The sequence below is a fragment of the Chitinophaga varians genome, assembly GCF_012641275.1.
GTDB classification, from domain to species: Bacteria; Bacteroidota; Bacteroidia; order Chitinophagales; family Chitinophagaceae; genus Chitinophaga; species Chitinophaga varians_A.
Window position 1 is genome coordinate 749,195 of record NZ_JABAIA010000001.1, and the last position, 23,426, is coordinate 772,620.

The following is a 23,426-nucleotide window of genomic DNA, read 5'->3' on the forward strand; positions in this document are numbered from 1 at the left end:
AAGAGATCCGCTTAATGAACGTACAGGATTACATACAGGGTGATGGTGAATACATATCATATAAATCTGAAACGCTTCCATCCGAAAACTCATATCGATAAACACAGCGCCAACCCGTTTTTTCAGGCTCTGATTCAACAATTACCTTTCTTCCGGTTTCGCATTTTCCGTTAATCATTTTCTTACCTTCTCCCTCACACACCACCGGAACAGGGCACAGGGTTTCATCGGTGCCTCCGTATTCCCAGCTGTATGTGCCATAGGTAGCGGAATGGGGGTTAATATCCTTTCTCTCCTTTTCGAAGGTACCTATATTAACACCAAGATTGGTGACACAGCGTTTGCGGCCGGTGTACTCATATCTCGGTAGTGGCGTACAGCCTATTTTTCCTGTCACTACCCATTTGAGGGCACCCCAGGTAGTACTGTTTGTGTTGATATCCGTGAGCTGCACTTCCTGATATCCGGTAATACCATCAGCATCGGTCTGACAACGAAATTCTCCTGTGGTGTCCCAAACAGGATTGGTATTCAGCAGCCCGTTCATGGTATACTCTTTTTTCTGAATAATTTCCCGGTTCTCGTTCCTTACCAGGATAAGTCTTTTCAGGGAATCATAAGTATAATATCTCACTTTATTGTCCGGAGCGCATTCTGAGGTAATTCCAACCAGCGGATCATAAGTTCTTGTTTCCATGCTGGCATTTGCAGGCAACAACCGGACTTCGTCCAGTTTCGCCACACCTGAAATACTGATGGCTGATTGTGTGATTTTATATTCATTAAAAACCCACCCTGTCTGACTATTTGCTGAGGAAACGGTTTTAGTGGCTCCGGATACAGCTGGTTCAGCTCCTTTATACCAGAAACTCATGATATAGGGTACAGCCTGAGAAATATTACTTCTGGTAATAACGCCAGTGGCCAGATTATATATGTAATCCCCGGTTACAGCGGTAATATCCTTCTCCGGAACACCGGCATAAGAGAAGCTTCCTTTTTCCGCACTTTCAAAACCGGTATAGGCAATACTGTTATAAGCGGCATTCTCTATTTTCACTACGGGCATTTGTTTATCCGGGCTTAACATCATCGATGTAACCGCACCGTCTTTTTGCATGGTTCGCAAAAATCCTTTTTCATCGTATTGAGACAGAATACTGTTTACTTTAAAGAGATTTGTTCCTCTTACCAGTGTGGCAGGATTAAAGGTTCCTATTACAGATAACGGCACAGGGGCACTGGAAGCAAATTCGTAGTTTCGGTAGGGTCGCAAAATATTGCTAAAAGCCTGGAACTCTGTGACATTGGCACCTGTCATACGCGGATTATCATCCCCAATAATCCATTCCTCGGTGGATATTAACTGGGTAATCCCTTTTGCTTTAAAGACAGGAAACACTCCCGTTGAAATTGTGTAGTCGGTATTATAGTACAGTCTTTTTTCAATACTCAAGCCTCTTTCATTATCCAGGTCCTGCGTTATTTTTGTGACACCAAAATGTACAGGGCTATAGGTATATGAAATACTGTTCGTTACTCCATTATTCGCATTACCCTCGGGATAACTGGTTTCGATTGTCTTCGTCAGCTCGGTTCTGCCAGTAACAGGATAATAAAGGTCCGTCTGGAGATTTTTGGTTTCGTAGGTAATATATCCGCTGCTTGTATGAGAAATCAGCGCAGATGTGGTGTTAATCTCTTTAAGCTGGCTTTGGATAATATTAAAAGTATTAACCGTTTCTTTCTTTAAGGTACCCTGGTGATCGTAAATACTTATTTTTTTCAGTAATCCCAATCCCCAATCGGCCTTATCTACCGGTAAATAAGGATAAGAATTCTTTACCGGGTTAAAGTTGATGTCACGAAAATCGCTGAATTCGTACACAGTTTTCCCGTTGTCGGATGGTGATTGTCCCTGGAAAACCTCCACCCTGTTATATCCGATAGGATTACCGGATGCATAACTGAGGCTGTTCACCGGATCTGAAGAAATGATCCTTACGTCGCGCATTGTCCCGTCAGAGAAGACGATAGGACGATGGTATTCGTAGTTAGGATATTCCGCCATATATCCCGATGAAGTAATGCCATCCGCGGCAACATATCTGTAATTTGTTACTACAGGAGGCGCACTGCTGTTAGCAGGAAAATCCGTTACCTTTTTTATTCTAATGCCTCCTCCTATCAACTTTTGGCCATTTGCCACATTATTATTCCAGCTTACCACTATTGTTGATCCTATCGGCAAATTACAACCACCGGATTTCTGTACCGTCAGCGTATAATCTCCAGACGGGCCATTCAGTTCCCAAACCGCGCTACCTCCACTATACAATGCTCCATAGCTATAAGTTTTGCTGTCTATCACCTGACCACTAACGTTTTTCAAGGCAAATGACCAGCTACAGTTTACCGGAGGAGATTCAGACAAATCGGTACCCGGGTCGAAGCGAATATTTAAGCTGTGTTTAGTAGTGTAATATTGGTTCAGGCTCAGGGTATAAGTCCCGGGAGCATTCGCACTAACATATGCAGCTTCTGCTGACGGAATTACGCTGGCCCTGTCATGAGATTCAAAGTCAAACTCACGGACCATCCCACTGGGATAAATCATCTTTTTCAAACTCCCGGCCAGTACATAACTGGCAGAGGGTTCTCTGTCTCCCCCATTGACTCCCGTCAGCGCCGGAATACTTGTTCTGTTAGCCTTACCGTTATAGAATCCCCAATGATCCCTTGAATTTCTGCCGATCTCAGGTACCAGCTGGGAAAAATCGCTTAAGATCATTCCCAACTTACCTGGCAAAAGATAATCCGTATTATAAACGAACGTATATTGAGGTATTTGTCCCAGGGAGGACAATTTTACAATACGCCTTAAAAAGGAAATATAGTCTCCTGTACTGGGATTAAAGCTGTAAAAATTAATCCAGGTCTTATTCCGGACATCATAAGTAAGATAATCAAACCGGTAACTGTCGGCAAGGCGTCCATTATTATAAATCTTAATGAATTTCAATGCTTCTTCCCCGTCATCCGGCCTGGAAGCACGTTCCACAGAAAGCGACTGACCATCCGGCATCACGATCTCCTGCAACTTTGCATAATGACGTGTATAATTCTGGTTTACCGTGGCTGCATTTGAATAAGTAGTCGTTGTAGACAGTTTACCATACTCCAGTGTCAGGGTTTCTGTGTTAGCATCATTCTTGTTTGTATCATACCATTTATATTTAAACGTAACCGTATCTTCATTAAATGGTGTTATTATTCTTGTAAGATTCCAGGCAGTAGGATAAAACTGGTTATTAAACACCTCTGTTCCATCGCGCGAAAGTATTTTATCCATATTCATGTCCCGAAACTCGTAGCGGGTTCCTTCTGCCGTGATAATGGTAAAGCCAGTCAATGAATACGCAGGATTACCCTCTGTAAACTCAGGGATAATCTGTATGTTTTTCTGCTCCACCATTCTAACCTTCCGGTCCTTTCCTATCATGAATTTCCCGGCAATACCATTACAGCTGTAAGTGTATGCATCCGCCTGACCATCCTGCTCCCGGTTAAAATACTTAAACCGGATACTGTCCGCCATGGTAGCCGGAATAGCAGGCATATTTATATAGCCATGTTGCGGATAATCATCCGGAACTCCTCTTACAGACCTCGTAACAGCGCCACCCGCCACCAGGTTCCAACTTAAGCCAGCCTCGTTGGCATTTTCCAGTACCTGGACACCTCCTGCAAAATAATTCAGACCAACATCCACATTCAGGGAGCCTTTTTTATAGGCAAAAATTGGCACGCTGATTTTTGGTATCCCCGTAAAAAGATCAACGGGAATACTAACTCCCCTTTTCTGTGCCATGGTCTCCCCTCCGTCCGTCGCTCCCGATGGGGTCACATCCTGAGCGGTAGCGATAAGTGGCACATAGAAAATAAGACAGGCAAGAAACAGCCTCGTAAATGTTCTCATAAGTTACGGTTGTAATTCGGGACAAAAATTCTCTATCATCACTATCTTCTTTCCCGTAAAAGAAGATAGCGAATGCTCTTTCGCTCTGCCACTAAAACAGTTCCTTTACCCGTATTAATTAACCAGGGAATAAAATCCGGGATCAGACAATGCTGGCCCACAATACTCAGAAAAGAAATGGTGGCTATGGATTAACCGAAAAAAGCATAATCACTTGTCATTATGAAAAAGTCGTCATTATGCCTCGTAGACAAAACAGGTTATCTATTGTTTGTATTCTCAATAGGTATCGAAGTGCTGTTCTTTTCACTGCTGCTCCAGGTTGCTTGCTTTCACTGGCTGAGGCAATGGATTTTCCGTTCAAATAATACTCACACATGGTTATAGTATAGGGTGGGTTAAATTTCCACTATTCGCCACGAAGAAATAAAAAAAATCTGGCAAGACAAAATGAAAAATAATGCCGGGATGACAGCATTCCGCTTTTTTCAACTATTTAGTGGTGACACATGGCCTTCTTTGTTGATAAAACTTTTTATTAAAACTTATTCATTATCCTCTAACATCCTTCACTTGAAAAGTATATGCAGGCCAACAAACATTTAACTGGTACTCCCCTGCAACAGCGTTAAACAGAAGCTTTTTTTTCTTACTTTTTTAGGTTATATTCAAATACTCCCTGTGACCAACAACAATATGCCCAGTAACCAAAAATCGTTTTACCCTAAATCTCCTGTATATGAAAAAGAAAACAACAATCGGAAAAAAAATGTCTTTCAACAAGACCACCATTGCCCATCTGAATGTATTACAGCAAGCGCTGATTGCCGGCGGTATGCCACCTGTTACCAAACAACTCACCTGTGAAGGCCTCACGAGGCAGATCACCTGCGAGACCATTCCTGATACACAAGACGCGTGTGTAATTTGCCGATAAGATCACGAGCCCGATCGTTTCTCGGGCTCGTTCCATCATTTACTGCTGTGCGGCTATCGCCTCCTTCAAATTATCTATCGGCGGACGGTTCAGCTCATACCCTGAATAACCGAAGTTTTGATTCAATCGTCCTTCCCTGTTGGCATCTATATCTGACTGCGGCACCGGCCACAGTATGTGATAGGGGCTCGCCGTGAACACGGCACCGTACGTGGTTTTTACGCCTTTGTTATAAAAGTTGTTATACCTGCTTACGCGTTCGTACCAGTAGCTGCTCCGGGAGAGATCTTCTACGGTGTATGTCTTGCCAAACTCGTCGGCCTTATGGGTTGTTGCGAAGATGTAGGATACGCGGCTAAGCTCCATATGCCGTAACTCTTCATAGAAAAGCTCTCTCGCTCTTTCGTCCATAATGGTTCCCATATTTATGTCAGCGGCGGTGTACATCTTTGTGCAACGTGCGCGGCGGCGGATGGCGTTCACATCTTCAGCAGCCAAGCCCAGCTCCCCTTTCCAGAAATAGGCTTCAGCCCGGAGCAGGTATGTTTCCGCGAGGCGGTAGATGTACCAGTCACTGGCGCCGCCGTTGTAGCTGTCCACGGTTTCATTCCTGGGTGATTCGATCCATATCTTGTAATGAGGCCATTCGAACCATGTTCTGATGGTATCCGCTACCAGCAGTTTTCCGGCGCTGTTGTACTTCTGTAGCGGCTTGCCGTAGTAAGGGTCTCTATCGGTGAGCAATGCGGGATTGTTGTATACCATGTCTTCCATGCGCATCCAGTTGCCGGTACTGGTACTGTGACGAAGATCGTCCTGATCGTCCCAGATGGTATTGGTGCTGTACCAGGTGGGCCTGGTGATGGCTACGCCCCTGCCGTAGGTTTTGCGCAGGTCTATCTTATCACGCGTCAGTGCGTAGCTGGTGCTCATGCCTGGTTTGCCGGAAGGAGTGCTGATCAGTTGATTGCCGGAGCCGGAAATAAAAGGAACGGCGTTCCTCATGCTGTAGATATCGATGCGGCTGTTGGCAAAGTCTTCCCGGCTGATGACATTGTAGATCGTCTCCTTATTGGCAGCAATAGATTTATTGGGGCCGCGGTGTAAGTCCCATATCACGTTCCTTGTGATGTTATGAACGGCAGGCATGGGGTTGACAAATGTGCCGAACGGCGCTGTCATCAGGGAATAACCGGCACTGTTGATGAGCGTGTTGGCCACTGCGATGGCGTTATCAAACTGTCCGGCGGCCAGGTAACATTTGATCAGCAGCTGCTGACAGGCGCCTTTATTCACCATGCCGAAATCTGCGTTGGCCGGTACGTACTTCACGGCAAACTCCATGTCAGCGATGAGCTGTTGTAATATTACTTCCCGTTTGGTGGAACGGAAATTGAACTTGGGCGTAGTGATTTCTTTGGTCAGCAAGGGGATGTCTCCGAAATCAAATATCAGCCACAGGTAACGGAAAGACCGGTGGAAATAAGCCATTCCCATCATCTGGTTGCGTAGTGTGGAATCCAGTCCTGGTACCCTGTCCAAGTTAGACACGATCGTATTGGCGTATTTAATGCCTTTATATCCTTCAAACCAAAAAAAATTGATTTTATTCGTGTTCACATCATTGTTATTGGAAATGGGGGTGATCATTGCGTTCAGGTCCTGCGCCGGGCCTGACTTATCAGTGGTACCATTTACCGCTACTTCCGAAAACAGCAGGTCCGTGAGTATGGGTGCTCCCTCTCCTGTCCATACATAGGTAAGATTTCTGTTACAGCTGCTGATAGCGGCCTGTAATCCTTCTTTGGAAGTAAATGTAATAGAGGGTTCATAAAAAGACAGCGGATCGGGCTTCAACCAGCCTTTTGAACAACTTAACGGTAATTGTAAAGCAGCTCCCAGCAAGAGGATGCTTACAGTTTTATGAATGGTGATCTTCATTGTAACACGTTTTAATCATTTTTAAAAAGTAGCGGTAAGGCCGACTGTATAATACCTTGGCATGAGGGAAGTTGTCTCCGGGTCCCAGTACTCCCATTCTTTTGCCCATACCGCCACATTGCGGATACCTGCGTATATTTTAAACTGGCTCATGTCCAGCCTTTTTGCTACACTGGCCGGCAGCGAGTAGGAAACGGAAACGTTGTCCAGTCGGATGTAGGTTTTATCGATGATACGCGGCGGTGTTATGTTCTGTACGTTCGTGGAATTCAGGCGGGCATAGGTATTGGACGGATTGTCCGGCGTCCAGTATTTTCTGACATAGGAATTAGTCCTGTCCGTACCGGCGCCGAAATTATTCAGGTAGTCTGTAGATGCCTGCTTATGGCCCCAGTTCGAATATATATTGAAAGAGAAATCGAAGTTCCTGAACAACGTAAAATCGTTGCGCAGCGTCCAGCGGAAGCGTGGCGTAGTAGAGCCAAGAAACTGTTTATCTGCATTGGTATATTTCCCGTCATTGTTAACATCCTCAACTTTTACATCGCCGGGTATTTCACCATAGCGGGCAGCCTGGTCTCTTTCACTCTCCTGCCATATGCCCAATACGCGGTAGTTCCAGATAGAGCTGATATCCCGGCCAATGAACCATCCGTTTGAGATATCGCTGATTTCTCTGGAGCCGACTACTTTACCGTCTGCGTTCAATACGTCTTCATACGTGTAATAAAGGTGCCGCACCTCGTTTCTGTTAAAGAAGAAGCCTAACGTAGTAGACCATTCAAAGTTTTTCCGTTGCATATTCAGCGAGGTAAGACCCAGCTCGAAGCCTCTGTTGACCACTTCTCCCAGATTGGTGGTCACATTGCTAAAACCGGTAAAGTCAGGGAGGGACTGGTTCATCAGCAGGTCTGTGGTAGGCATATAGTATACTTCCATATTGCCGGTGATGCGGTTGTTCAGGAAGCCGAAGTCCAGCCCGATGTTCCAGGAGGAGGTGGCTTCCCATTTCAGGTCGTAGTTGGCCATCCGGTCTACGTATAGCTGTGACAGTTCGTATACCGTACCGTTCGTTTGTACGTATGCGTAGCGCCCGGCGCCGGTAGTAAGATTGGAGAGCGCCTGGTATATGCCGATGGAGCGATTGCCGTTCATGCCCCAGGACAGGCGCAGTTTACCGGTGCTCATAGGTTTCCAGTGAAAGAATTTTTCATCTGCGAAGTTCCAGGCAAATGCGAGGGATGGGAATGTGGCCCTTGGATTGGACACACCGAACGCGGAATATCCATCCCTGCGGACAGAGGCTGTCAGCATATATTTGTTGTCGTAGGAATAAAATACGCGGGCCATTAATGCGTCCCCGGTGCTTCGCTGGTCGCTGCTGCTGACGGTGGTCTTCAGCGGATTGGCAGCTCCGATGTTATGGAACCCCAATGCATCCGTGGGAGAAAAGTCACGGGCAGTAACGCTTTCATTCCAGGATTGATGCTCTTCTGCGTTCTGCAGCAACGTCACCTTTACATGGTGTTTCTGTTCGAAGGTATAATCCCATGAAATGATATTATCTATCTGCCAGTCAAAATTCTTCGTGTTCTCCCGGATTACTTTTCCGTTGTCAGACCACAAAGGGTTCTGGGATGATTCGTGATACCTGTTGTAGAACCACTGCATACGCGGGGAAAAATTCAGCTGGTAAGTGATTTTAAAAGGCAATTTGATGGTTTGATAAAGCGTGGTGTTTAAAACCGTGTATCCTTTTTGCAGTTCCTTGTACTGGTTGCTGAAAGCGGAGTTGGTACCCTGACTAACACTGGCTCCCATGGGGTAAGGGTCCAGCTTTCCGTTTTCATCATAGGGCAGCGCGAAAGGTGAGTTGTTGATGATCTGTCCTCCCCAGTCCACCGCGAAATTACCATCTGAGCGGTCCTGAAAATTGATGTTCACGCCAGTATGCATCCATTTGTTGATTCTCCCGTCCAGCTTGATATTGGCGCGATAGGCGCGGTATTTATCTCCTACCACAATACTTTCATTGTTCAGATATCCCAATGACATATAATAATTCAGCACGTCCCTGTTTCTTCCGGAGAAGCTCACGTTGTAGTCCTGTTGCAGTCCGCGCTGAAAGGAGCCGTCAAACCAGTCATAGGTTTTACCGTTGGCGTAGTTCTGCCGTTCTTTATCGAACAGGCCGATGCGTCGCAGCCATATATCGTCAGGGTCGCCGGTGAGTGCGTCATAGGCGCGCCAGTCTGCCATGGTGATGCCGTATTTTGCCAGGTTCGCTTCTGTAGGCCGTGCATATTTGGCGGGTGTGGCCCATCTTGTTGTGCTGTTGAACAGATCGGTGCGATAGTTCAGATATCCCTGCGCATCGTATACCTCTCGTTTACGGCCTTGCGTAGCGATGCCTGTATTAGCGCTGAAGCGGATAGCGGGTTTGTCAGTGGTGCCTTTTTTTGTGGTGATGATCACTACGCCATTGGCTGATTTGGCCCCGTAGATGGCCGCTGCGGACGCATCTTTCAGCACATCAAAATGTTCTATGTCCTGTGGGTTTATTTCTGACAGTTCCCCGAAGAATATGACGCCGTCCAATACGATGAGCGGGTCGTTGCTGGCGTTTAAAGACCGCTGCCCCCTGATGAGCAGGTCACCTCCGCCTTTGGCTGATGTGTTTTGTCCTACGTACAACCCCGGAACACCGCTTCGTAGCAGGTCCTGCACAGAGCGGGGACTTTCCTTTTCCAGCCTGGCGGTTTTAAGTTGACTGATAGCGCCTGTCAGGTCTTTCTTCCGCATGGAGCCGTATCCGACGACGACGACTTCACTGATGCGCTGCTCGCGGCTTTTCAGTTCCACCAACAATGAAAAATCCGCACCGGGTTTCAGGTTATATCCGCTCAGCGTTTGATTTTCAAATCCGATGTAGGAAAAGGAAAAAGAATACCCCGGGCCGGATGGCAATCGATTGAAATTAAAGACACCATTACTGTCTGTTTGTACAGAAGCAGAAAAGTTGTTGGTGGCATTTTTAACTGTAACGCTAACACCCCAGAGGGCTTGTCCTGTTGCTTCATTTTTAACGATACCGGTAACGTCTGCACGTTTTTGCCGGGCGTGAAGGAACAGAGGGGAAAGGCAAAGCAGTACCGCTATGCCCAGCAAGGCATACGTGGAATTCCATTTTTTCATTGTAGAACGCTGTCTTAATTAAGTTAGGCAATAAAGCGCCCCTCGTTGCATGATGCAACGTTGCGGGATACTGATATCTGTATTATTTTGGTTAATGTTTCCTGCTGATGATATAGCTGCCTTCTTTTTTCTCTATGGTTAGATGGTTGAGCAATGCTATATCTTTTAATATCGTTTCCAGTGAATCTGTTTTATGTAATCTTCCTGAGAAGTATTTCTGTTGTAAGTCAGCGGGATAATAATAAATATCTACCTGGTAATAACTGCTTAACTGGTCCAACACTTCGGAAAGCTGTGATGCGTCAAAGGTATACCAGTCGGGCCGATGGACAGTACGGGCGTTCCTGTTGGCAGGACCAGCTTTCACCAATTGCTGCGCAGGCATGCTGTGCCGGACGCTTGCCAGCATCGTGACCTTGTTATAAGTCAGCACATCACCGGGCACCAGTACCACCCTGCTTTTCCAATTGGTATGCAGGGAATCCGCTGCTGCCGCCTGCACCTTGCCTTCATGCAACATTACCGTTATCACATCACTCTCAGCAAAGGCCTGTACGGTGAACGAAGTGCCCAGCACGGTAGTAGCCAGCTGGTCTGCATATACCACAAATGGCCTGCTCTTATCTCCGGCCACCTTAAACAACGCTTCGCCTGAGAGCTGCACTATCCGTTCCTTTTGCGAAAGAAAACGTTCATAAAACCGGATGCTGCTGTTGGGCGACAACAACACTTCAGAGTTGTCAGCCAGCAGGATGCTCACTGGTTTATCAGCGGTATTTTTTCTTTCCGTCATCCGTTCAGTGGCTGCAGCAGCCGTTTCGTGTGTAGCCTTCAACGGTGTTGAAGCGGGCCGGAACAGCCACAGCAGTCCCACCGCCAGCCCGGCCGATGCCGCAGCGGCCAGCCAGATGACCGGTGTTTTCCGCTTTTCCCTCAAAGTGTTGCTGCTGACCGCTTTGAACATCTTTTCAGAAAGTGCCGGATCTACCTCTGCATTTGCCATAAAGCCGTCCCAGTCTTCCTCGGTCATGTACTTGTTCCACTCTTCGGGACTATTACGAAAATATTCCAGCACCCGCCTCCGCTCATCGTCGCTGCATTCGTTCCTGAAATATCGGTCAATTAGTTCCCTTGGTATCATTTTCGGCTTGGATAATGAGGTGCCTTCATTCATATATCGTTTGAAAAAAGGGCATCCCCTAATGAGAAGATAAAAATTTTTTTTAGCGCAGGAACAAGAGGACCAACAGCATCAGCGATTTTCTTAAATGCTTGATAGCAAGCGCCATATGATTTTCCACCGTTTTAACAGACAAGGACAGTAATGCTGCAATCTCTTTATAGGATTTAAATTCGTAGCGGCTAAGCTCAAACACCCTTCTCCTGACAGGCGGCATGTTGCCCACAGCGTGTTTTATGCGCTGCTGCAGCTCCTTCACTTCCACCGTGTCATTACCATACCAGGCTTCGTTTTCCGCTGGTTTCTCCAGCTTCAGCACCCTTTCCCTGACAGCATCCTTCCTGAACAGGTCAATACAGGTAGCGCGGGCCATGTGGAACAACAGCTTTCCTACCTGGTCCGATTCGTTTAGCTGTTCCCGGTAGTTCCATAATTTGATGAATGTGATCTGGGTGGTTTCCTCAGCGATATATTGGGAATTCGTTTTGGACAGGACATATAGATATACCTTCCGGTGATATTCATTGAACAGTTCTCTGAAAACGGAAGTATTTCCTTCTTTCAATGCTTTGATCGTATGAAACGTGGACATGATCTAAATATAGGAAATCACTATTTCCTATCTAAAATACAAAAAAAGGGATGGGAAGCGGTAATATTTTTTATCTAAAAAAAGAGCGCCGGAAGCAGTATGATGAATTATACTGCTTTCGGCGCTTGTGTTGCCATTCCTTCGGTTTAATACCCAATGGTAAAACGTCTTTGTACAAACTGCGGCAATTCTGCCTCATCTATCAGTGCAATGGCACAATCTTCGAAAGATATGCGGCTTTTGCCGTCGGCATCCCGCACAGGCTGATCGCCACCTAATCTGAATCTGCCGGTACGCTCACCAGGGTAGATGTTTTCAGCAGGACTAAGATATGTCCAGCGCCGGTTGGAAAGACGGTAGGTATTTAATGCGTCCCGGTGGCCACGAACCGCCAATGCATATTCCCGCGGGAGCCCCAGTTCTTCCAATGTGGCATGCAATTCTTCCGTAGTATCCGCCAGTGTACGACCCGGCTCGATTTCCAGGCTGCCGGCGCCACCTACCACGATCAGGCGCAATGCAGGATATTGCGCCATCGCCTTCAGCAGATTTCCGGCCACCGTAGCATATACCGTCGGGGTCTGAACAGACTGCCGGACCGTATCAGCCATGTCTTTGGAGGCATTGCCGGGTTGATATAAACTGATCAATACATCGAGTCCTTCCATAGCGGCGGCAATACTGTTGAGATCAAAGACGTCGGCCTCTTTCCAGCTGACATTTTTTCTTTCTTCTGAGATCAATGAAATGTTGCGGGTAAATGCAGTTACATGATGCCCTCTGTTTAATGCCTCGATCAACGTGCGTTGACCGATATTGCCTGTTGCTCCGATAATTCCAATATTCATAATTAATCTCTTTTTTTGTTTGCACCAAAGGTGGATAATTAGCACCACTCTGCATTTGCCACTTTAGCCAATAACTATGCAAAAATGGACAAATCATTTTTAAGACTTATCATTGTTGAATATTTGCGGATATGAAAAAGACCAAACATGTCGTCATTTATCTGCCGCCGGATTTTTATTCGGCCATTGCTTCTTCTATTATAGAAATGCTGCTGGCGATCAATGAAATAAAAGGGGAAGAAATTTTTTCCGTGGAATTTGTATCGCGGCAGTCCCGTCCGGTGTCCCGCTCCGGTATCACCTTTCACGCCCGTACAAAACCTTCCCGGAAGATGGACGTGCTGATATTGCTGGCAGGCATCTCGCTGGACACGACACTTCTTGCCGGTATCCTTAGGCGGGAAAGCAAATTTACCGGGCCACTGTTACAACAGGCTGTAGCTCAGCAAGCCATCATAGCAGGCACCTGTGGGGCAGGACTACTATTGGCACATCTGCATATATTAAATGGCAAACGGGCCACTGTAGCCTGGTGGGTCAAACATGAAGCGCAGCGTCTTTTTCCGGAAGTGCATTGGGAACCCTCCCGCATGGTAGTACGCCAGGGGCGCATCTATACGTCAGGCGCGGTATATGGCGGCATGGACCTCCTATCTGCCGTACTGATTGATCTTGGCTTCGCCGAAGAAGAGAGGCAAGTGAGGAAAATCATGGCTATGCCCGCAGTACGACAGTTTCAGACACCCTATGAAATGCAGCCTTCAGAACTACAGCAGCACCCATTCGAAAAAAAGCTGGACGACATTGCTGCAGAAACAGGACTGGACACCTTAACGGGAAAAATGATCGCACGAAAACTGACTGTATCCTACAGGACCCTATCCCGGAAATTCGCAGATGAATTAAGGCTTTCCCCCGCGAAATGGTTGCAACAGAAACGCCTGGACGCCGCCAAAGCCTTGCTGGAAACAACAACACTAAACATCAGCGAGATATGCTACCAGGTAGGTTATCAGGACCTTGCCTCCTTTTCACGGCTTTTTGTCAGGACAACAGGCATGACGCCCGGAGAATTCCGGCGACAGGTGACCCGGTGAGGTAATATTCTTTGATTGCCGGCAACAAACACCAGGTATCAAGGTACTATTAACTCGTGTATACGGAGGTTGCTTACCTCCTGGTCTGTATGGATGTATTCTCCCTGTTCATGGACATCTTGTCCGTTTACGGCAACGTTCTTAAAGCGGATGGGCAACCCTAAAGCCGTCCAGAAATATTTCCTGTCCTGAAGGTGGTAATGGATATGCGGCATGGTGGAGTGACCGCTGTTACCACATGCCCCCAGAAGCTGGCCCTGTTTTACCTTGTCTCCTTTCTTCACGACAATACTTCCTTTCCTGAAATGCGCGATAAAGCTATATTCATTCTTTTGATGCTCGATCACCAGATAATTTCCTCTAAAATCCTTTGTCTTCCAATCCACAGAAAGGTCGCCAACATGGGTATAATCCCGGACATTATTTTTCATACTGACAATAGTTCCATCCGCCGGCGCAATTATCTCCTGATCAAAACAATAATAGTCCTCCAACCGGTTCCCTGTTCCGCTGTTAGGCCGATGATGATCATCTATCATAAAAAAGTCATAGGCATACCGCTGCGTGAACAGTCCCCAGGAGTGGGATGTTTCAGGTGTTACCCCGCCGCGCCCAACTTTCCATGTACCTTTAAAAGGAAGTATGTAGTTGGTTTTACTATGGAAAGTTGCAGGAGATGGTAACCTGAAGGAATGGAAAACCAGTATGTATAACTGTCCCAACAATTGTTTTACTGTCTGTGCCAGGGCATATGGATTTAAAAGGCTCAGATAGATGGTTACGTAATAACGGCTCATATCGATGGAGGCGTCCTGCCGGTCTGTTGTTTGCTCTGATTTTTTCTTCTTGTTGATGATTTTTTCAATCATCTCCAGTATAATGGCTACCAGATAGAACGGTGCAAAAAGGAGAAAACGCTTGTACCAAAAACCGATCACTCCCAGAGCACCGATAAACTTACATGCTACAATAATTCTTTTCATAGTAGGTTGGCAAATTCGAGGTTATGTCCTGAAGGTAAGTAACCGGACCGAATATATGACAACCGGTTAAATTTTATTATCTTTACCAGATACCTTAATATACTATGCAACATCGTTTTTCTACCAGTACGCCTCCGCCGGTAGCCTGAGGGCTGAACAACCGGATTCTACACTACCTTCCCGTTTGCTACGGGAGAGGATTTCATATGCTTTAATGTCAGTATTCAGGATTGTTTAGCCTCAACTTAGCTTGTGGTTATCATTTGTTTTATTCAGACAATCTTGAAATGAAAAATTTTAAATATTCGTTCATGGTCCTTTTAGGCGGGGTCATGTACGGAACGATGTCTTCGTTCGTAAAGCTGTCCTATGCGTCGGGCTATCATGCCGCGGAAATATCCTTCTCCCAGGCCTTCCTGTCGGCCATGCTGCTGGGCCTGACGCTGTTATTGACCACTGGTAAAACCAGCCTCCAAAGGCTGTCCGCCAAAGAGCTGGTGACGCTAATGCTGGTAGGCGGCGCCATCGGGCTCACAAATTTTCTGTATTACCAGTCCGTAAGTTATATCTCCGCTTCACTGGCCATTGTGATACTGATGCAGTTCACATGGTTCAGTTTATTGCTGGAATGGCTTATTTTCCGGCAGCGGCCGGGCCGACCGGAGCTGGTAACGGTCCTGTTTATCCTGGTGGGAACGGTCATGGCAGGGAATCTGCTGCAGACTGACACCTTGTACTTCTCCTGGCAGGGCATGGTATTGGCACTGGCATCATCTTTTACATATGCGGTGTATATTGTGGCCAACAGCCGGGTAGGCAAAGGCGTGAGGTGGCAATCGAAAAGCACGCTTATCATGGCAGGTTCCGCCCTGACTATTTTTATCATCAATGTGCAGCCCATCATATCAGACAATCATTTCGGATATACGTTTATGTTATGGGCCATATTTTTGGCCGTGGTAGGCACCACTATTCCGACGGCACTGTTTGCCGCCGGCATCCCCAAAACAGGGGCCGGCACCAGCGCCATCCTGATGGCCGTAGAATTTCCGGTTGCCGTTTTATGTGCCTATCTTGTTCTGCATGAAGCTATCAGCCCGGTGCAGATAGCAGGTATCATCATCATGCTGGCCGCTATATCGGTCATGAATTACTATAAATCGTCAAAAACAAAAAAAGAAAACTGAACCATGTTTTATATCAGTGAAGTAAAACATACACCACCTGTGGTATTTAAGACCGCCCTACAGGAGATGGTGTATACCCTGTTGCAGGAAAAGCAGGTGCCATTTGAACGGGTAGACAATGATGACGCCATTACCATGGAAGACTGTATCCTCATCGACCGCCAGCTGAATATGAAAACGGTAAAAACGCTGTTTCTGTGCAACCGGCAGCAGACAAATTTCTACCTGTTCGTCACCACGGCCGGCAAACCTTTTGTCACCAAAGACCTGAGCCGGGTATTAGGCATATCCAGGGTGTCATTCGCCCCGGTAGAATTACTGGGCACCATGCTGGGCACCACCATAGGGGCCACCACTATCTTCGGCCTGCTGCTGGACAAAGAACACGCCGTACAGGTAGTTATTGACAAAGACGTGCTGTTGGAAGAATGGTATGGCTGCAGCGATGGTACCACCACCAGCTACATGAAGATCAGCAGAGACTGGATCATGCATGATTTCCTGGCTTATACCGGGCATTCACCGAAAGTGATAGAAATATAAACGAGTATGCAAAAGGTTGTAAGGTAACACTTACAACCTTTTGTTATTTATAAAATATGAACATGCTGCCTGCTGTTTTGCCCAGGATTTTATCATGAATACTTTTATTGATGATCTTATCTAGCCGAATACCATAACTCAGAAACATCCTACTGATATATGCCGGCGATCTGTAAGAAGTAGTATACACGTACAGCCGGTGGTTGTCCTGCCGAAGCTGTTTCATCAGCCTGACAGTGCCTGCCCTGATGCATTCGCGGCTGATAAGCCGCTGCCATATTGATTTACGTTCTACCGGAAACTGTTTCATTCCGGGTATTAAAGTATCATCAAGGTCGAAGGAAATAATCACAGGTATCGCTATTATGCTGGAAACGCAATATACAACAACGATCACAAACAGGAGAATGTTCTACACGGGCAGACTAACGTGCACGAATATATCGATAATCTCCTCAATCCGGGCCCGCCGGGCTTATACCTTCTCCCCTTCCACAATGCTCACTTCTGTGATATCGAGGTCAATGACACGTGTAAGCCGCAGACCGGACCGGCGGAACAGTTCATCAAATTCCGCTGCCGTTCTTTCTTTTCCGCCCGTTACCACCAGCATGTTCACATCCATAAACTTTGCTCCGTGATACGAGTTGCCTTCAGGAATAACACCGTCCACGATCAGGATTTTGCTTTCCGGTTTCATAGCTTTGCTGACAACGCTGAGGATGCGCACGGAATCTTCGTCATCCCAGTCATGAATGATCATCTTTAAAAGGTAGGCATCCGCACCGGCAGGCACCTGTTCAAAGAAATTACCGCTGACAGCGGAGCTACGCTGACGGAGCTCCGGATCAGCAGACAGCAATGCGGCTGTTTGCTCCACTACGTAAGGCACGTCGAATACGATACCAGACGCTCCTGGTGTCTTTCTGAGAATAGCGGTCAACAGAGAGCCATTGCTGCCACCCACATCGATGATCGTTTTAAAAGAAGAAAAATCATATTTATCCAGGATGGCGGGACTCAGAAAGCTGGTCAAGGCAGTCATAGCTTTCATGAAGTTTTGTCCCTCACCGGCATTTTTCTTATAAAATTCCCAGAGGTTTTCTCCGTAGTATTCATCAAAAGCAGTTTTCCCGGACCTGACACTATCTATCAGATTGCCCCATGGGGTGTAAAACTCTCCCATTTCCGCCAGCAGGAATGCTTTCATGCTGCCTTTAATATCACCGATCAACGCCAGGGAATCAGGGGTGTTCACAAATACGCCTGGTGACTGTTCTTCAAAGACCCCGTTGGCGGCCAGCAGTTTCAACATACGATGAAGTGAAGGCGCATGTGTGTTTGTTTCAGCCGCCAGCGCAGCGATGTCTAAAGGGCCGGCAGAAAGTATCTCCGCTATGTCCAGCCGGGCGGCCGTATATACACAACAGGAAACCCAGTGATTGGTAATGTGGCGGAGGATATTGCCGGTATGTTCAGCAGAGGCTTGTAAGCCGGATAAGTTAACGCGCATAGGATAGATTTTTTTTAAAAATAACGTGTATCTAAATTTAATATGATTCCCTGTCGCTCTCACCGCAGTGGCAGTCTTTATTTTGAGACGATATAGATCTATAACCCATCACCAACAATCTTATGAAGAAATCCCACTGGGCAGAGCCCTACAAAATCAAAATGATAGAGCCGCTTCGAAAAACCACCCGTGAAGAACGCAAAAAACTGATTGAAGAGGCCGGCTTTAACCCATTCCAGTTAAAGTCGGAAGACGTATACATCGATCTGCTGACAGACAGCGGCACCAGCGCTATGAGCGACCGTCAATGGGCAGGCATGATGATGGGTGATGAAGCGTATTCCGGCAGCCGCAATTTCTATCACCTGGAAGCGGTGGTACAGGAATATTACGGATACAAGTATGTAGTGCCCACCCACCAGGGCAGAGGCGCAGAACACCTGATTTCCCGCCTGCTGATACGGCCAGGCATGTACGTTCCCGGCAATATGTACTTCACCACTACCCGGCTGCACCAGGAACTGGCAGGCGGCAATTTCACGGATGTTATCACAGACGAAGCCCATGACCCCGATTCAGATTTTCCCTTCAAGGGAAATATAGACCTGCGGAAGCTGGAAGCAATCATCAACGAAGCAGGAGCGGCCAATATCGCCTATCTCAGTTTAGCCACCACCGTGAACATGGCCGGCGGCCAACCGATATCGCTGGAAAATATGAAACAGGTGCGGAAGCTTACCCAACAGCATGGTATCCGCATCATCCACGATATGGCGCGCGTAGCGGAGAACGCCTTTATGATACAGCAACACGAGCCCGGTTATGCAGACAGGACAGTGGCCTCTATTGTGAAAGAAATCTGTTCCCTGACAGACGGTGCCGTGATGAGCGGAAAAAAGGACGCGCTGGTGAATATCGGCGGGTTCCTGGCATTGAATGACGAAGGCCTGTATGAGGAAGCCAAAAACCTGGTGATCGTATACGAAGGCATGCATACCTATGGCGGCCTCGCTGGCCGCGACATGGAAGCCATGGCCATCGGCATTACAGAATCGGTAGGCGAAGCCCATATTGCCGCCCGCGTGTACCAGGTACATTACCTGGGCAACCTGCTGAAAGAAGCCGGTATTCCTGTACTGAACCCTATCGGCACACACGGCGTATTTCTCAACGCACGCGCTTTTCTGCCACACCTGCCGCAAACCAGTTTCCCCGCGCAGGCATTGACAGTAGCACTGTACGAAGCGGGCGGGGTGCGCACCGTGGAAAGAGGCATCGTTTCCGCCGGCCGCGACAAAGAAACCGGCGACCACCACTACCCATCGCTGGAACTGGTGCGCCTGGCCATCCCCAGAAGAGTATATACCCTCTCCCATATGGACGTGGTAGCCGATGCGATCATAGAAGCCTATGAAAACAGGTACGACATACCAGGCCTCGAATTCACCATGGAGCCTAAATACCTTCGGTTTTTCCAGGCACGGTTCAGGCAACTGTCGCCGGAACCGGCCGGAACCGCACATTAATCAATATCCCATCATCTTTATACCTGGCAGCCCTTTCCCCGGAAAGGGCTTTCTCTTTAAAAAGATGAACAAAAAGAAGAGGCATATTGGCTTCATAGTGCATCCCATGTGATAAAATTGTAAGTTGCAGGGTGATGACCGATTTTTCTTCCTTACTACAGCTCGACCGGGAAGTGCTGACCATGCTGGTCAGTGCTTACAGCAGTTACGCCATCTACCTCGATGAAGGGCAGTCCGACGACTTCCCAACCATCGCAGGCAGTTACATGAAAGCTGCCGGCTACGTCATGTTCTATGATCAGGCTGCCGCCAGGAAATGGTTCTCCCGGGCGAGGGAGTATTTTACCCGCGCGGCAGATACCTACAGCATCATCGCCGCTATTTGTTGTTATCAGTCCCCCGATATGGAACCAGGTCCGGACCTTCCATTTTACCAGCTATTGTGCAGTTATTTTAAAGATGCGCCTGCCGATATTACCGCCTACCAGGAGCCGGTGGGACGATTACAGATTCCTATCCGTCTTTATATAGAAGCCTTCGAAGCCACCGAAGAAGCCACCCAGGCAGCAGACCTGCCAGCCGCCTGGAAACCATTGCTCACACGCATGCATACACGTCCGCGGTTGCTCAGTAAAGACACACGGCGCTGGCGCAGCCTCGAAGGTACTATCAACCCGATAGAACCGGAGACTATTGCCACTTGCGTCACCTTGCTGACGGTAGCGCTGCGGCAGGGTATTACGCTGGAAAGTATTGAGGAGATAATGACGCAGCAGAAAGATGTGGCGTTTATTGCGGTGAAGATAGCGTTGTTATTAAACGCCGATCCCACTCCACCTCCACATACCGGCTGCAATCCTGCTTAAGTTCTTCATAACGGTCCAGCAGCAACGCAGCCCCGCCGCGGCTTACATGCCGCTTTACCAACTCATGAATAAAGCCTACTGCTTCCGGACCTACGGCCCGCATATCATAAACAATATAACGATAACGGTGCAGCGCAGCACATAGCGTTAACAGGCGTTTAGGGCCGCCCATTAACCTATCCATTTGGGTATGGCGGTCAATATTACCTTGTTGCTCACAAACATCACAATACTCATAGATGATGCCGGCGTATTCGCTGGCGGGACCTATATTCTTTTTCACGTATTCTCCAACAGACACGGGGTTAAAACGCCGGCGGAACCACGACTGCCGGAAATGCGGCACGTATGTGAGAGGATGACGTACGTTCACCTCTGTACATTTCGTTTTACCGGTAACGATATCCACAACAGGGTTCTGGACGGCCATAGCGTTTACCGGGTCCTTCAGGTTTAGCACCACCAACTCTCTTTCCTGTAATACGAACGGCGGAATAAACCATTCCGCTGTGCGGAAGCCTTTGTTGTCAAGTAGCAGTTGGCTTGCCATAGGTTACAGTATCCTCTTTACCCTTCTCACAAAAGTATAATCACCGGTAATCTCTTCGGCATAATTCATATCATCATCAAAAATACCCGGGTCACGGAAATACGTGCCTACGCTGAGATATCCGAGGTCTAAGCCACCGCCGCCACAGAGGTTACAACCGCCGTCGCCACCTTTGAGGAACCACTCGCTGTCCATCATCACTTCATAATGATAAGGGTTGTTGGCGATCACCAGCCCAAAATGATTAGGACTTTCCAGGTAATTTTCTTCGTCGTTTCCTTCGCGTTTGAAATAGAGATAGTTTTTATCGTAGTCCATGGAATCGCCCCACGGGTATATACTGCGGGAACCGCCTCCACAAAGGTATTCCCACTCGTCTTCGGTAGGAAGCCTGAAACCCGTGTCTTGTATTTCCTTTGTCAGTGTCTCCCTGGAAACGCCCTCGTACAGCCATGCCTGGATATGATCACCGTCTTTTACCAGCCGGAAAGTATCATTCACGGTATAACTCCAGTGCTCGCGGGGAGAGGCTTTTACTTCGGCAAAAGTTTTCTCAAAATATTCGTCGGAGGTGAGGCGTTCATCTGTTAATTCCACAGGGAAATATCCGGTGGCACGGTAGGCCCGTTCCACGATCATAGGGCTGACAGTAACGGTGCGTACGGGCGACAGCCGCTCACGGATGTAGTTATCCATCTCCCCGATATCATTATTAAACAGGGCGGCCATATGCTCCCGGTTTTCTGTGGCTATGTTCCAGGAATCGAGGCCCAGTGTTACGGTATCACCGGGCACAAAAACAAATTCTGCCCCGTCATGGTCCAGCACAGCGGTAAAAGTACGCTGAGCGAATTTTTCAAATGTCTCAAAACGTTTGATGGTAAACTCCGGAAACCGGGTCTGTATCAACTGTTGTAAAATGGCTTCTGCTTCCGGGCGGGACAATGCATTCCACGCCTGACGGTCATATATTTGGGTTACGCTCATGAAATATCAGGATAATTTCCGGCGACTAATTTAACCAAACTTTCATGATTTCAGTAACGAGGCATAATGTAATGTCTGGAGACGGCCATTTCCCACGACATTGAATTCCACTTTCTGCTGCGTGTTATCTTTTCCTTTGAGCGTAAGGGTAATTTTGTTATCTCCTTTTTTCAGGGGGATGCGCGAATAATAAATCGAATGTGGCAGGCTTTGCCAGTTTCGGGTGTCGGCCTTTTCGGCTAATGTGGAAAGGAGATTAAACAGTTCTCCGGCTACTTCGTCATTTTTCCGGATCTCATATTCTGCCAGTTTTTTGATGGCCAGCCGTGTGAGTGCCAATCCCATTTCCTTCAGGAACCGTTCCTGCAGGGTGCGAAAGGCCAGCTGGTTCACATCTTCCACTTTCTCCAACGTAGTGGAGAAGGTACTGTCGCGCTGAATATCGGCGGTGGTGTAATACAATGGTTGTTCCACATAGCTGGGGAAGGCCACCCGAAAGGCTTCCAGGTGTCGCCGCAGGCGGTGGCAGGAGTCCTGTGGGAAAAGGTTGAAATCGAAAGGGATGAAAATCTGGGTGTTGGGGTCGGTAAAAACAAAGTTGCCTGGTCCTCTTTCGGTGAGGGTAAAGAAAAAATTGCTTTCCGCTTTTACCGGCGCCAGTCCGTTTTCCCAGATCACCAGCACTGCGCCGCCATCGTTGTCGGCTGTACGCTGGTACACACGACCAAATTGTTGTTCATAATATTGTACTTCCTGTTGAAAGCCCAGCTGATCGGCGGTACGCAGCAGGTCTACCTGCAACTGTGCGGGCAGGTCCACGCCATAATAGCGGTGATCAGGCGCTTTCAGGAAAATATCAGCTGCATTGCGGTAGGAGATAAAAGCATTATTGATATCGCCGGCGCTTTCATATACGATGCCCTGCACAATCAATGAAAAAGCGTCGTTGCTGTATTTTTTATCGTTATTTTTTTTCCGGTCGTTGAGGGCATAGGTGCCGAGTGATATCCGGCGGGCTTCTACCTCAGCGTCTTCCAGCTGGTGTAGCTTCAGGTAGTTAATGGATTTATAATAGTGTATCAGTAACCGTTCGAAGTCTTCTCCCTGGTAAATCTGCATGGCAGGATTGATCACTAGTCCCAGTGTCTGGTCCAGCACCCTGCTGCCGCGGTGGCCCGACAGGATGGAGTCTGCGGCGTTGAAATACAGGTTGCTTTCGTGGTAGCGTCCCTGTAAGAAAGCTGTTTTTCCTTTCTCCATGTTAAACAGCAGTTTGTTGCGGCCATACCGGAAAAAGCGTGCTTTGTCCAGCTCCGTGGAAGCTTCCCCGAAGCGGCCCTCCGACACTGCCTGGTAATAGGGCGCCACCGCGTGGTTATACGTGCGGCATGAAAAAAAGAAGGGCACAGCCAATGCCAGCGGCAGCCACCGCTTCCATTGACGAACAGAGATACACATGATACGCTTTTGAGATAAAAATGTGCGCCGGCAACACAGACAAC

General features: G+C 47.7%; 18 protein-coding genes. 6 read left to right on the top strand and 12 right to left on the bottom strand.

Annotated elements, in window-relative coordinates:
* Nucleotides 1–28: 28 nt before the first annotated feature.
* Nucleotides 29–3,979, bottom strand: coding sequence for a hypothetical protein (locus HGH92_RS03070; protein WP_168869284.1), 3,951 nt, complete (start codon nucleotides 3,977–3,979; stop codon nucleotides 29–31).
* 739 nt (nucleotides 3,980–4,718) lie between these two features.
* Between HGH92_RS03070 and HGH92_RS03075 the strand changes: the two genes are divergently transcribed.
* Nucleotides 4,719–4,916, top strand: coding sequence for a class I lanthipeptide (locus HGH92_RS03075; RefSeq protein ID WP_168869285.1), 198 nt, complete (start codon nucleotides 4,719–4,721; stop codon nucleotides 4,914–4,916).
* Nucleotides 4,917–4,955: 39 nt separating this feature from the next.
* Here the strand turns inward: HGH92_RS03075 and HGH92_RS03080 are convergent, their stop codons facing one another.
* The 5 genes from HGH92_RS03080 to HGH92_RS03100 all read right to left on the bottom strand — a co-directional run bounded on the left by HGH92_RS03080 (nucleotide 4,956) and on the right by HGH92_RS03100 (nucleotide 12,672).
* On the bottom strand, nucleotides 4,956–6,857 hold the full coding sequence (locus HGH92_RS03080) for a RagB/SusD family nutrient uptake outer membrane protein (RefSeq protein ID WP_168869286.1): 1,902 nt from the start codon (nucleotides 6,855–6,857) through the stop codon (nucleotides 4,956–4,958).
* A gap of 21 nt (nucleotides 6,858–6,878) precedes the next feature.
* Complete coding sequence (locus HGH92_RS03085; protein WP_168869287.1) at nucleotides 6,879–10,052, bottom strand: SusC/RagA family TonB-linked outer membrane protein; 3,174 nt, start codon at nucleotides 10,050–10,052, stop codon at nucleotides 6,879–6,881.
* A 91-nt stretch (nucleotides 10,053–10,143) separates the two neighbouring features.
* Nucleotides 10,144–11,193: a FecR family protein gene (locus HGH92_RS03090; protein WP_168869288.1), complete on the bottom strand. Its 1,050-nt coding sequence runs from the start codon at nucleotides 11,191–11,193 to the stop codon at nucleotides 10,144–10,146.
* 82 nt (nucleotides 11,194–11,275) lie between these two features.
* Nucleotides 11,276–11,824, bottom strand: coding sequence for an RNA polymerase sigma-70 factor (locus HGH92_RS03095; RefSeq protein ID WP_168869289.1), 549 nt, complete (start codon nucleotides 11,822–11,824; stop codon nucleotides 11,276–11,278).
* 146 nt (nucleotides 11,825–11,970) lie between these two features.
* Nucleotides 11,971–12,672 carry an NAD(P)-dependent oxidoreductase gene (locus HGH92_RS03100; protein ID WP_168869290.1) on the bottom strand — a complete coding sequence of 234 codons (702 nt, stop codon included), beginning with the start codon at nucleotides 12,670–12,672 and terminating at the stop codon, nucleotides 11,971–11,973.
* A 131-nt stretch (nucleotides 12,673–12,803) separates the two neighbouring features.
* Here HGH92_RS03100 and HGH92_RS03105 point away from each other — a divergent pair, with 131 nt between their 5' ends.
* Nucleotides 12,804–13,769: a GlxA family transcriptional regulator gene (locus HGH92_RS03105; protein WP_168869291.1), complete on the top strand. Its 966-nt coding sequence runs from the start codon at nucleotides 12,804–12,806 to the stop codon at nucleotides 13,767–13,769.
* A gap of 38 nt (nucleotides 13,770–13,807) precedes the next feature.
* On the opposite strand, the gene HGH92_RS03110 is transcribed toward HGH92_RS03105, so the two are convergent.
* Nucleotides 13,808–14,752: a M23 family metallopeptidase gene (locus HGH92_RS03110; RefSeq protein ID WP_168869292.1), complete on the bottom strand. Its 945-nt coding sequence runs from the start codon at nucleotides 14,750–14,752 to the stop codon at nucleotides 13,808–13,810.
* Between the two features lie 311 nt (nucleotides 14,753–15,063).
* Here HGH92_RS03110 and HGH92_RS03115 point away from each other — a divergent pair, with 311 nt between their 5' ends.
* A complete protein-coding gene (locus HGH92_RS03115; RefSeq protein ID WP_247654820.1) occupies nucleotides 15,064–15,939 on the top strand; it encodes an EamA family transporter in 876 nt (291 codons plus the stop codon).
* A gap of 3 nt (nucleotides 15,940–15,942) precedes the next feature.
* Nucleotides 15,943–16,482, top strand: coding sequence for a prolyl-tRNA synthetase associated domain-containing protein (locus tag HGH92_RS03120; protein ID WP_168869294.1), 540 nt, complete (start codon nucleotides 15,943–15,945; stop codon nucleotides 16,480–16,482).
* Between the two features lie 43 nt (nucleotides 16,483–16,525).
* On the opposite strand, the gene HGH92_RS03125 is transcribed toward HGH92_RS03120, so the two are convergent.
* Nucleotides 16,526–16,792, bottom strand: coding sequence for a hypothetical protein (locus HGH92_RS03125; protein ID WP_168869295.1), 267 nt, complete (start codon nucleotides 16,790–16,792; stop codon nucleotides 16,526–16,528).
* 165 nt (nucleotides 16,793–16,957) lie between these two features.
* Entirely contained in the window at nucleotides 16,958–17,995 is a 1,038-nt protein-coding gene (locus HGH92_RS03130) for a methyltransferase (protein WP_168869296.1), read from the bottom strand.
* A gap of 122 nt (nucleotides 17,996–18,117) precedes the next feature.
* Between HGH92_RS03130 and HGH92_RS03135 the strand changes: the two genes are divergently transcribed.
* Together HGH92_RS03135 and HGH92_RS03140 are read left to right on the top strand one after the other, a co-directional pair.
* Nucleotides 18,118–19,521, top strand: coding sequence for a tyrosine phenol-lyase (locus tag HGH92_RS03135; RefSeq protein WP_168869297.1), 1,404 nt, complete (start codon nucleotides 18,118–18,120; stop codon nucleotides 19,519–19,521).
* A 134-nt stretch (nucleotides 19,522–19,655) separates the two neighbouring features.
* Nucleotides 19,656–20,387, top strand: a complete 732-nt coding sequence (locus tag HGH92_RS03140) for a hypothetical protein (RefSeq protein ID WP_168869298.1) — start codon at nucleotides 19,656–19,658, stop codon at nucleotides 20,385–20,387.
* Here the strand turns inward: HGH92_RS03140 and HGH92_RS03145 are convergent.
* The 3 genes from HGH92_RS03145 to HGH92_RS03155 are packed head-to-tail and all read right to left on the bottom strand — an operon-like array spanning nucleotide 20,311 to nucleotide 23,382.
* Nucleotides 20,311–20,937 (bottom strand): hypothetical protein, encoded by a 627-nt coding sequence (locus HGH92_RS03145; RefSeq protein ID WP_168869299.1) that lies wholly within the window; start codon nucleotides 20,935–20,937, stop codon nucleotides 20,311–20,313. The two genes, HGH92_RS03140 and HGH92_RS03145, sit on opposite strands and share 77 nt — an antisense overlap.
* Before the next feature lie 3 nt (nucleotides 20,938–20,940).
* A complete protein-coding gene (locus HGH92_RS03150) occupies nucleotides 20,941–21,924 on the bottom strand; it encodes an SUMF1/EgtB/PvdO family nonheme iron enzyme (RefSeq protein ID WP_168869300.1) in 984 nt (327 codons plus the stop codon).
* Nucleotides 21,925–21,966: 42 nt separating this feature from the next.
* Entirely contained in the window at nucleotides 21,967–23,382 is a 1,416-nt protein-coding gene (locus tag HGH92_RS03155; RefSeq protein ID WP_168869301.1) for a COG3014 family protein, read from the bottom strand.
* Nucleotides 23,383–23,426: the final 44 nt, after the last annotated feature.

Excerpts from the sequence above, each read along its gene's own strand:
- HGH92_RS03095 (WP_168869289.1), bottom strand. The coding sequence starts at position 11,824 with ATGTCCACGTTTCATACGATCAAAGCATTGAAAGAAGGAAATACTTCC.
- HGH92_RS03100 (WP_168869290.1), bottom strand. The coding sequence starts at position 12,672 with ATGAATATTGGAATTATCGGAGCAACAGGCAATATCGGTCAACGCACG.
- HGH92_RS03130 (WP_168869296.1), bottom strand. The coding sequence starts at position 17,995 with ATGCGCGTTAACTTATCCGGCTTACAAGCCTCTGCTGAACATACCGGC.
- HGH92_RS03080 (WP_168869286.1), bottom strand. The coding sequence starts at position 6,857 with ATGAAGATCACCATTCATAAAACTGTAAGCATCCTCTTGCTGGGAGCT.
- HGH92_RS03115 (WP_247654820.1), top strand. The coding sequence starts at position 15,064 with ATGGTCCTTTTAGGCGGGGTCATGTACGGAACGATGTCTTCGTTCGTA.
- HGH92_RS03125 (WP_168869295.1), bottom strand. The coding sequence starts at position 16,792 with ATGAAACAGTTTCCGGTAGAACGTAAATCAATATGGCAGCGGCTTATC.
- HGH92_RS03120 (WP_168869294.1), top strand. The coding sequence starts at position 15,943 with ATGTTTTATATCAGTGAAGTAAAACATACACCACCTGTGGTATTTAAG.
- HGH92_RS03140 (WP_168869298.1), top strand. The coding sequence starts at position 19,656 with ATGACCGATTTTTCTTCCTTACTACAGCTCGACCGGGAAGTGCTGACC.
- HGH92_RS03085 (WP_168869287.1), bottom strand. The coding sequence starts at position 10,052 with ATGAAAAAATGGAATTCCACGTATGCCTTGCTGGGCATAGCGGTACTG.
- HGH92_RS03110 (WP_168869292.1), bottom strand. The coding sequence starts at position 14,752 with ATGAAAAGAATTATTGTAGCATGTAAGTTTATCGGTGCTCTGGGAGTG.
- HGH92_RS03070 (WP_168869284.1), bottom strand. The coding sequence starts at position 3,979 with ATGAGAACATTTACGAGGCTGTTTCTTGCCTGTCTTATTTTCTATGTG.
- HGH92_RS03145 (WP_168869299.1), bottom strand. The coding sequence starts at position 20,937 with ATGGCAAGCCAACTGCTACTTGACAACAAAGGCTTCCGCACAGCGGAA.
- HGH92_RS03135 (WP_168869297.1), top strand. The coding sequence starts at position 18,118 with ATGAAGAAATCCCACTGGGCAGAGCCCTACAAAATCAAAATGATAGAG.
- HGH92_RS03105 (WP_168869291.1), top strand. The coding sequence starts at position 12,804 with ATGAAAAAGACCAAACATGTCGTCATTTATCTGCCGCCGGATTTTTAT.
- HGH92_RS03075 (WP_168869285.1), top strand. The coding sequence starts at position 4,719 with ATGAAAAAGAAAACAACAATCGGAAAAAAAATGTCTTTCAACAAGACC.
- HGH92_RS03155 (WP_168869301.1), bottom strand. The coding sequence starts at position 23,382 with ATGTGTATCTCTGTTCGTCAATGGAAGCGGTGGCTGCCGCTGGCATTG.
- HGH92_RS03150 (WP_168869300.1), bottom strand. The coding sequence starts at position 21,924 with ATGAGCGTAACCCAAATATATGACCGTCAGGCGTGGAATGCATTGTCC.
- HGH92_RS03090 (WP_168869288.1), bottom strand. The coding sequence starts at position 11,193 with ATGATACCAAGGGAACTAATTGACCGATATTTCAGGAACGAATGCAGC.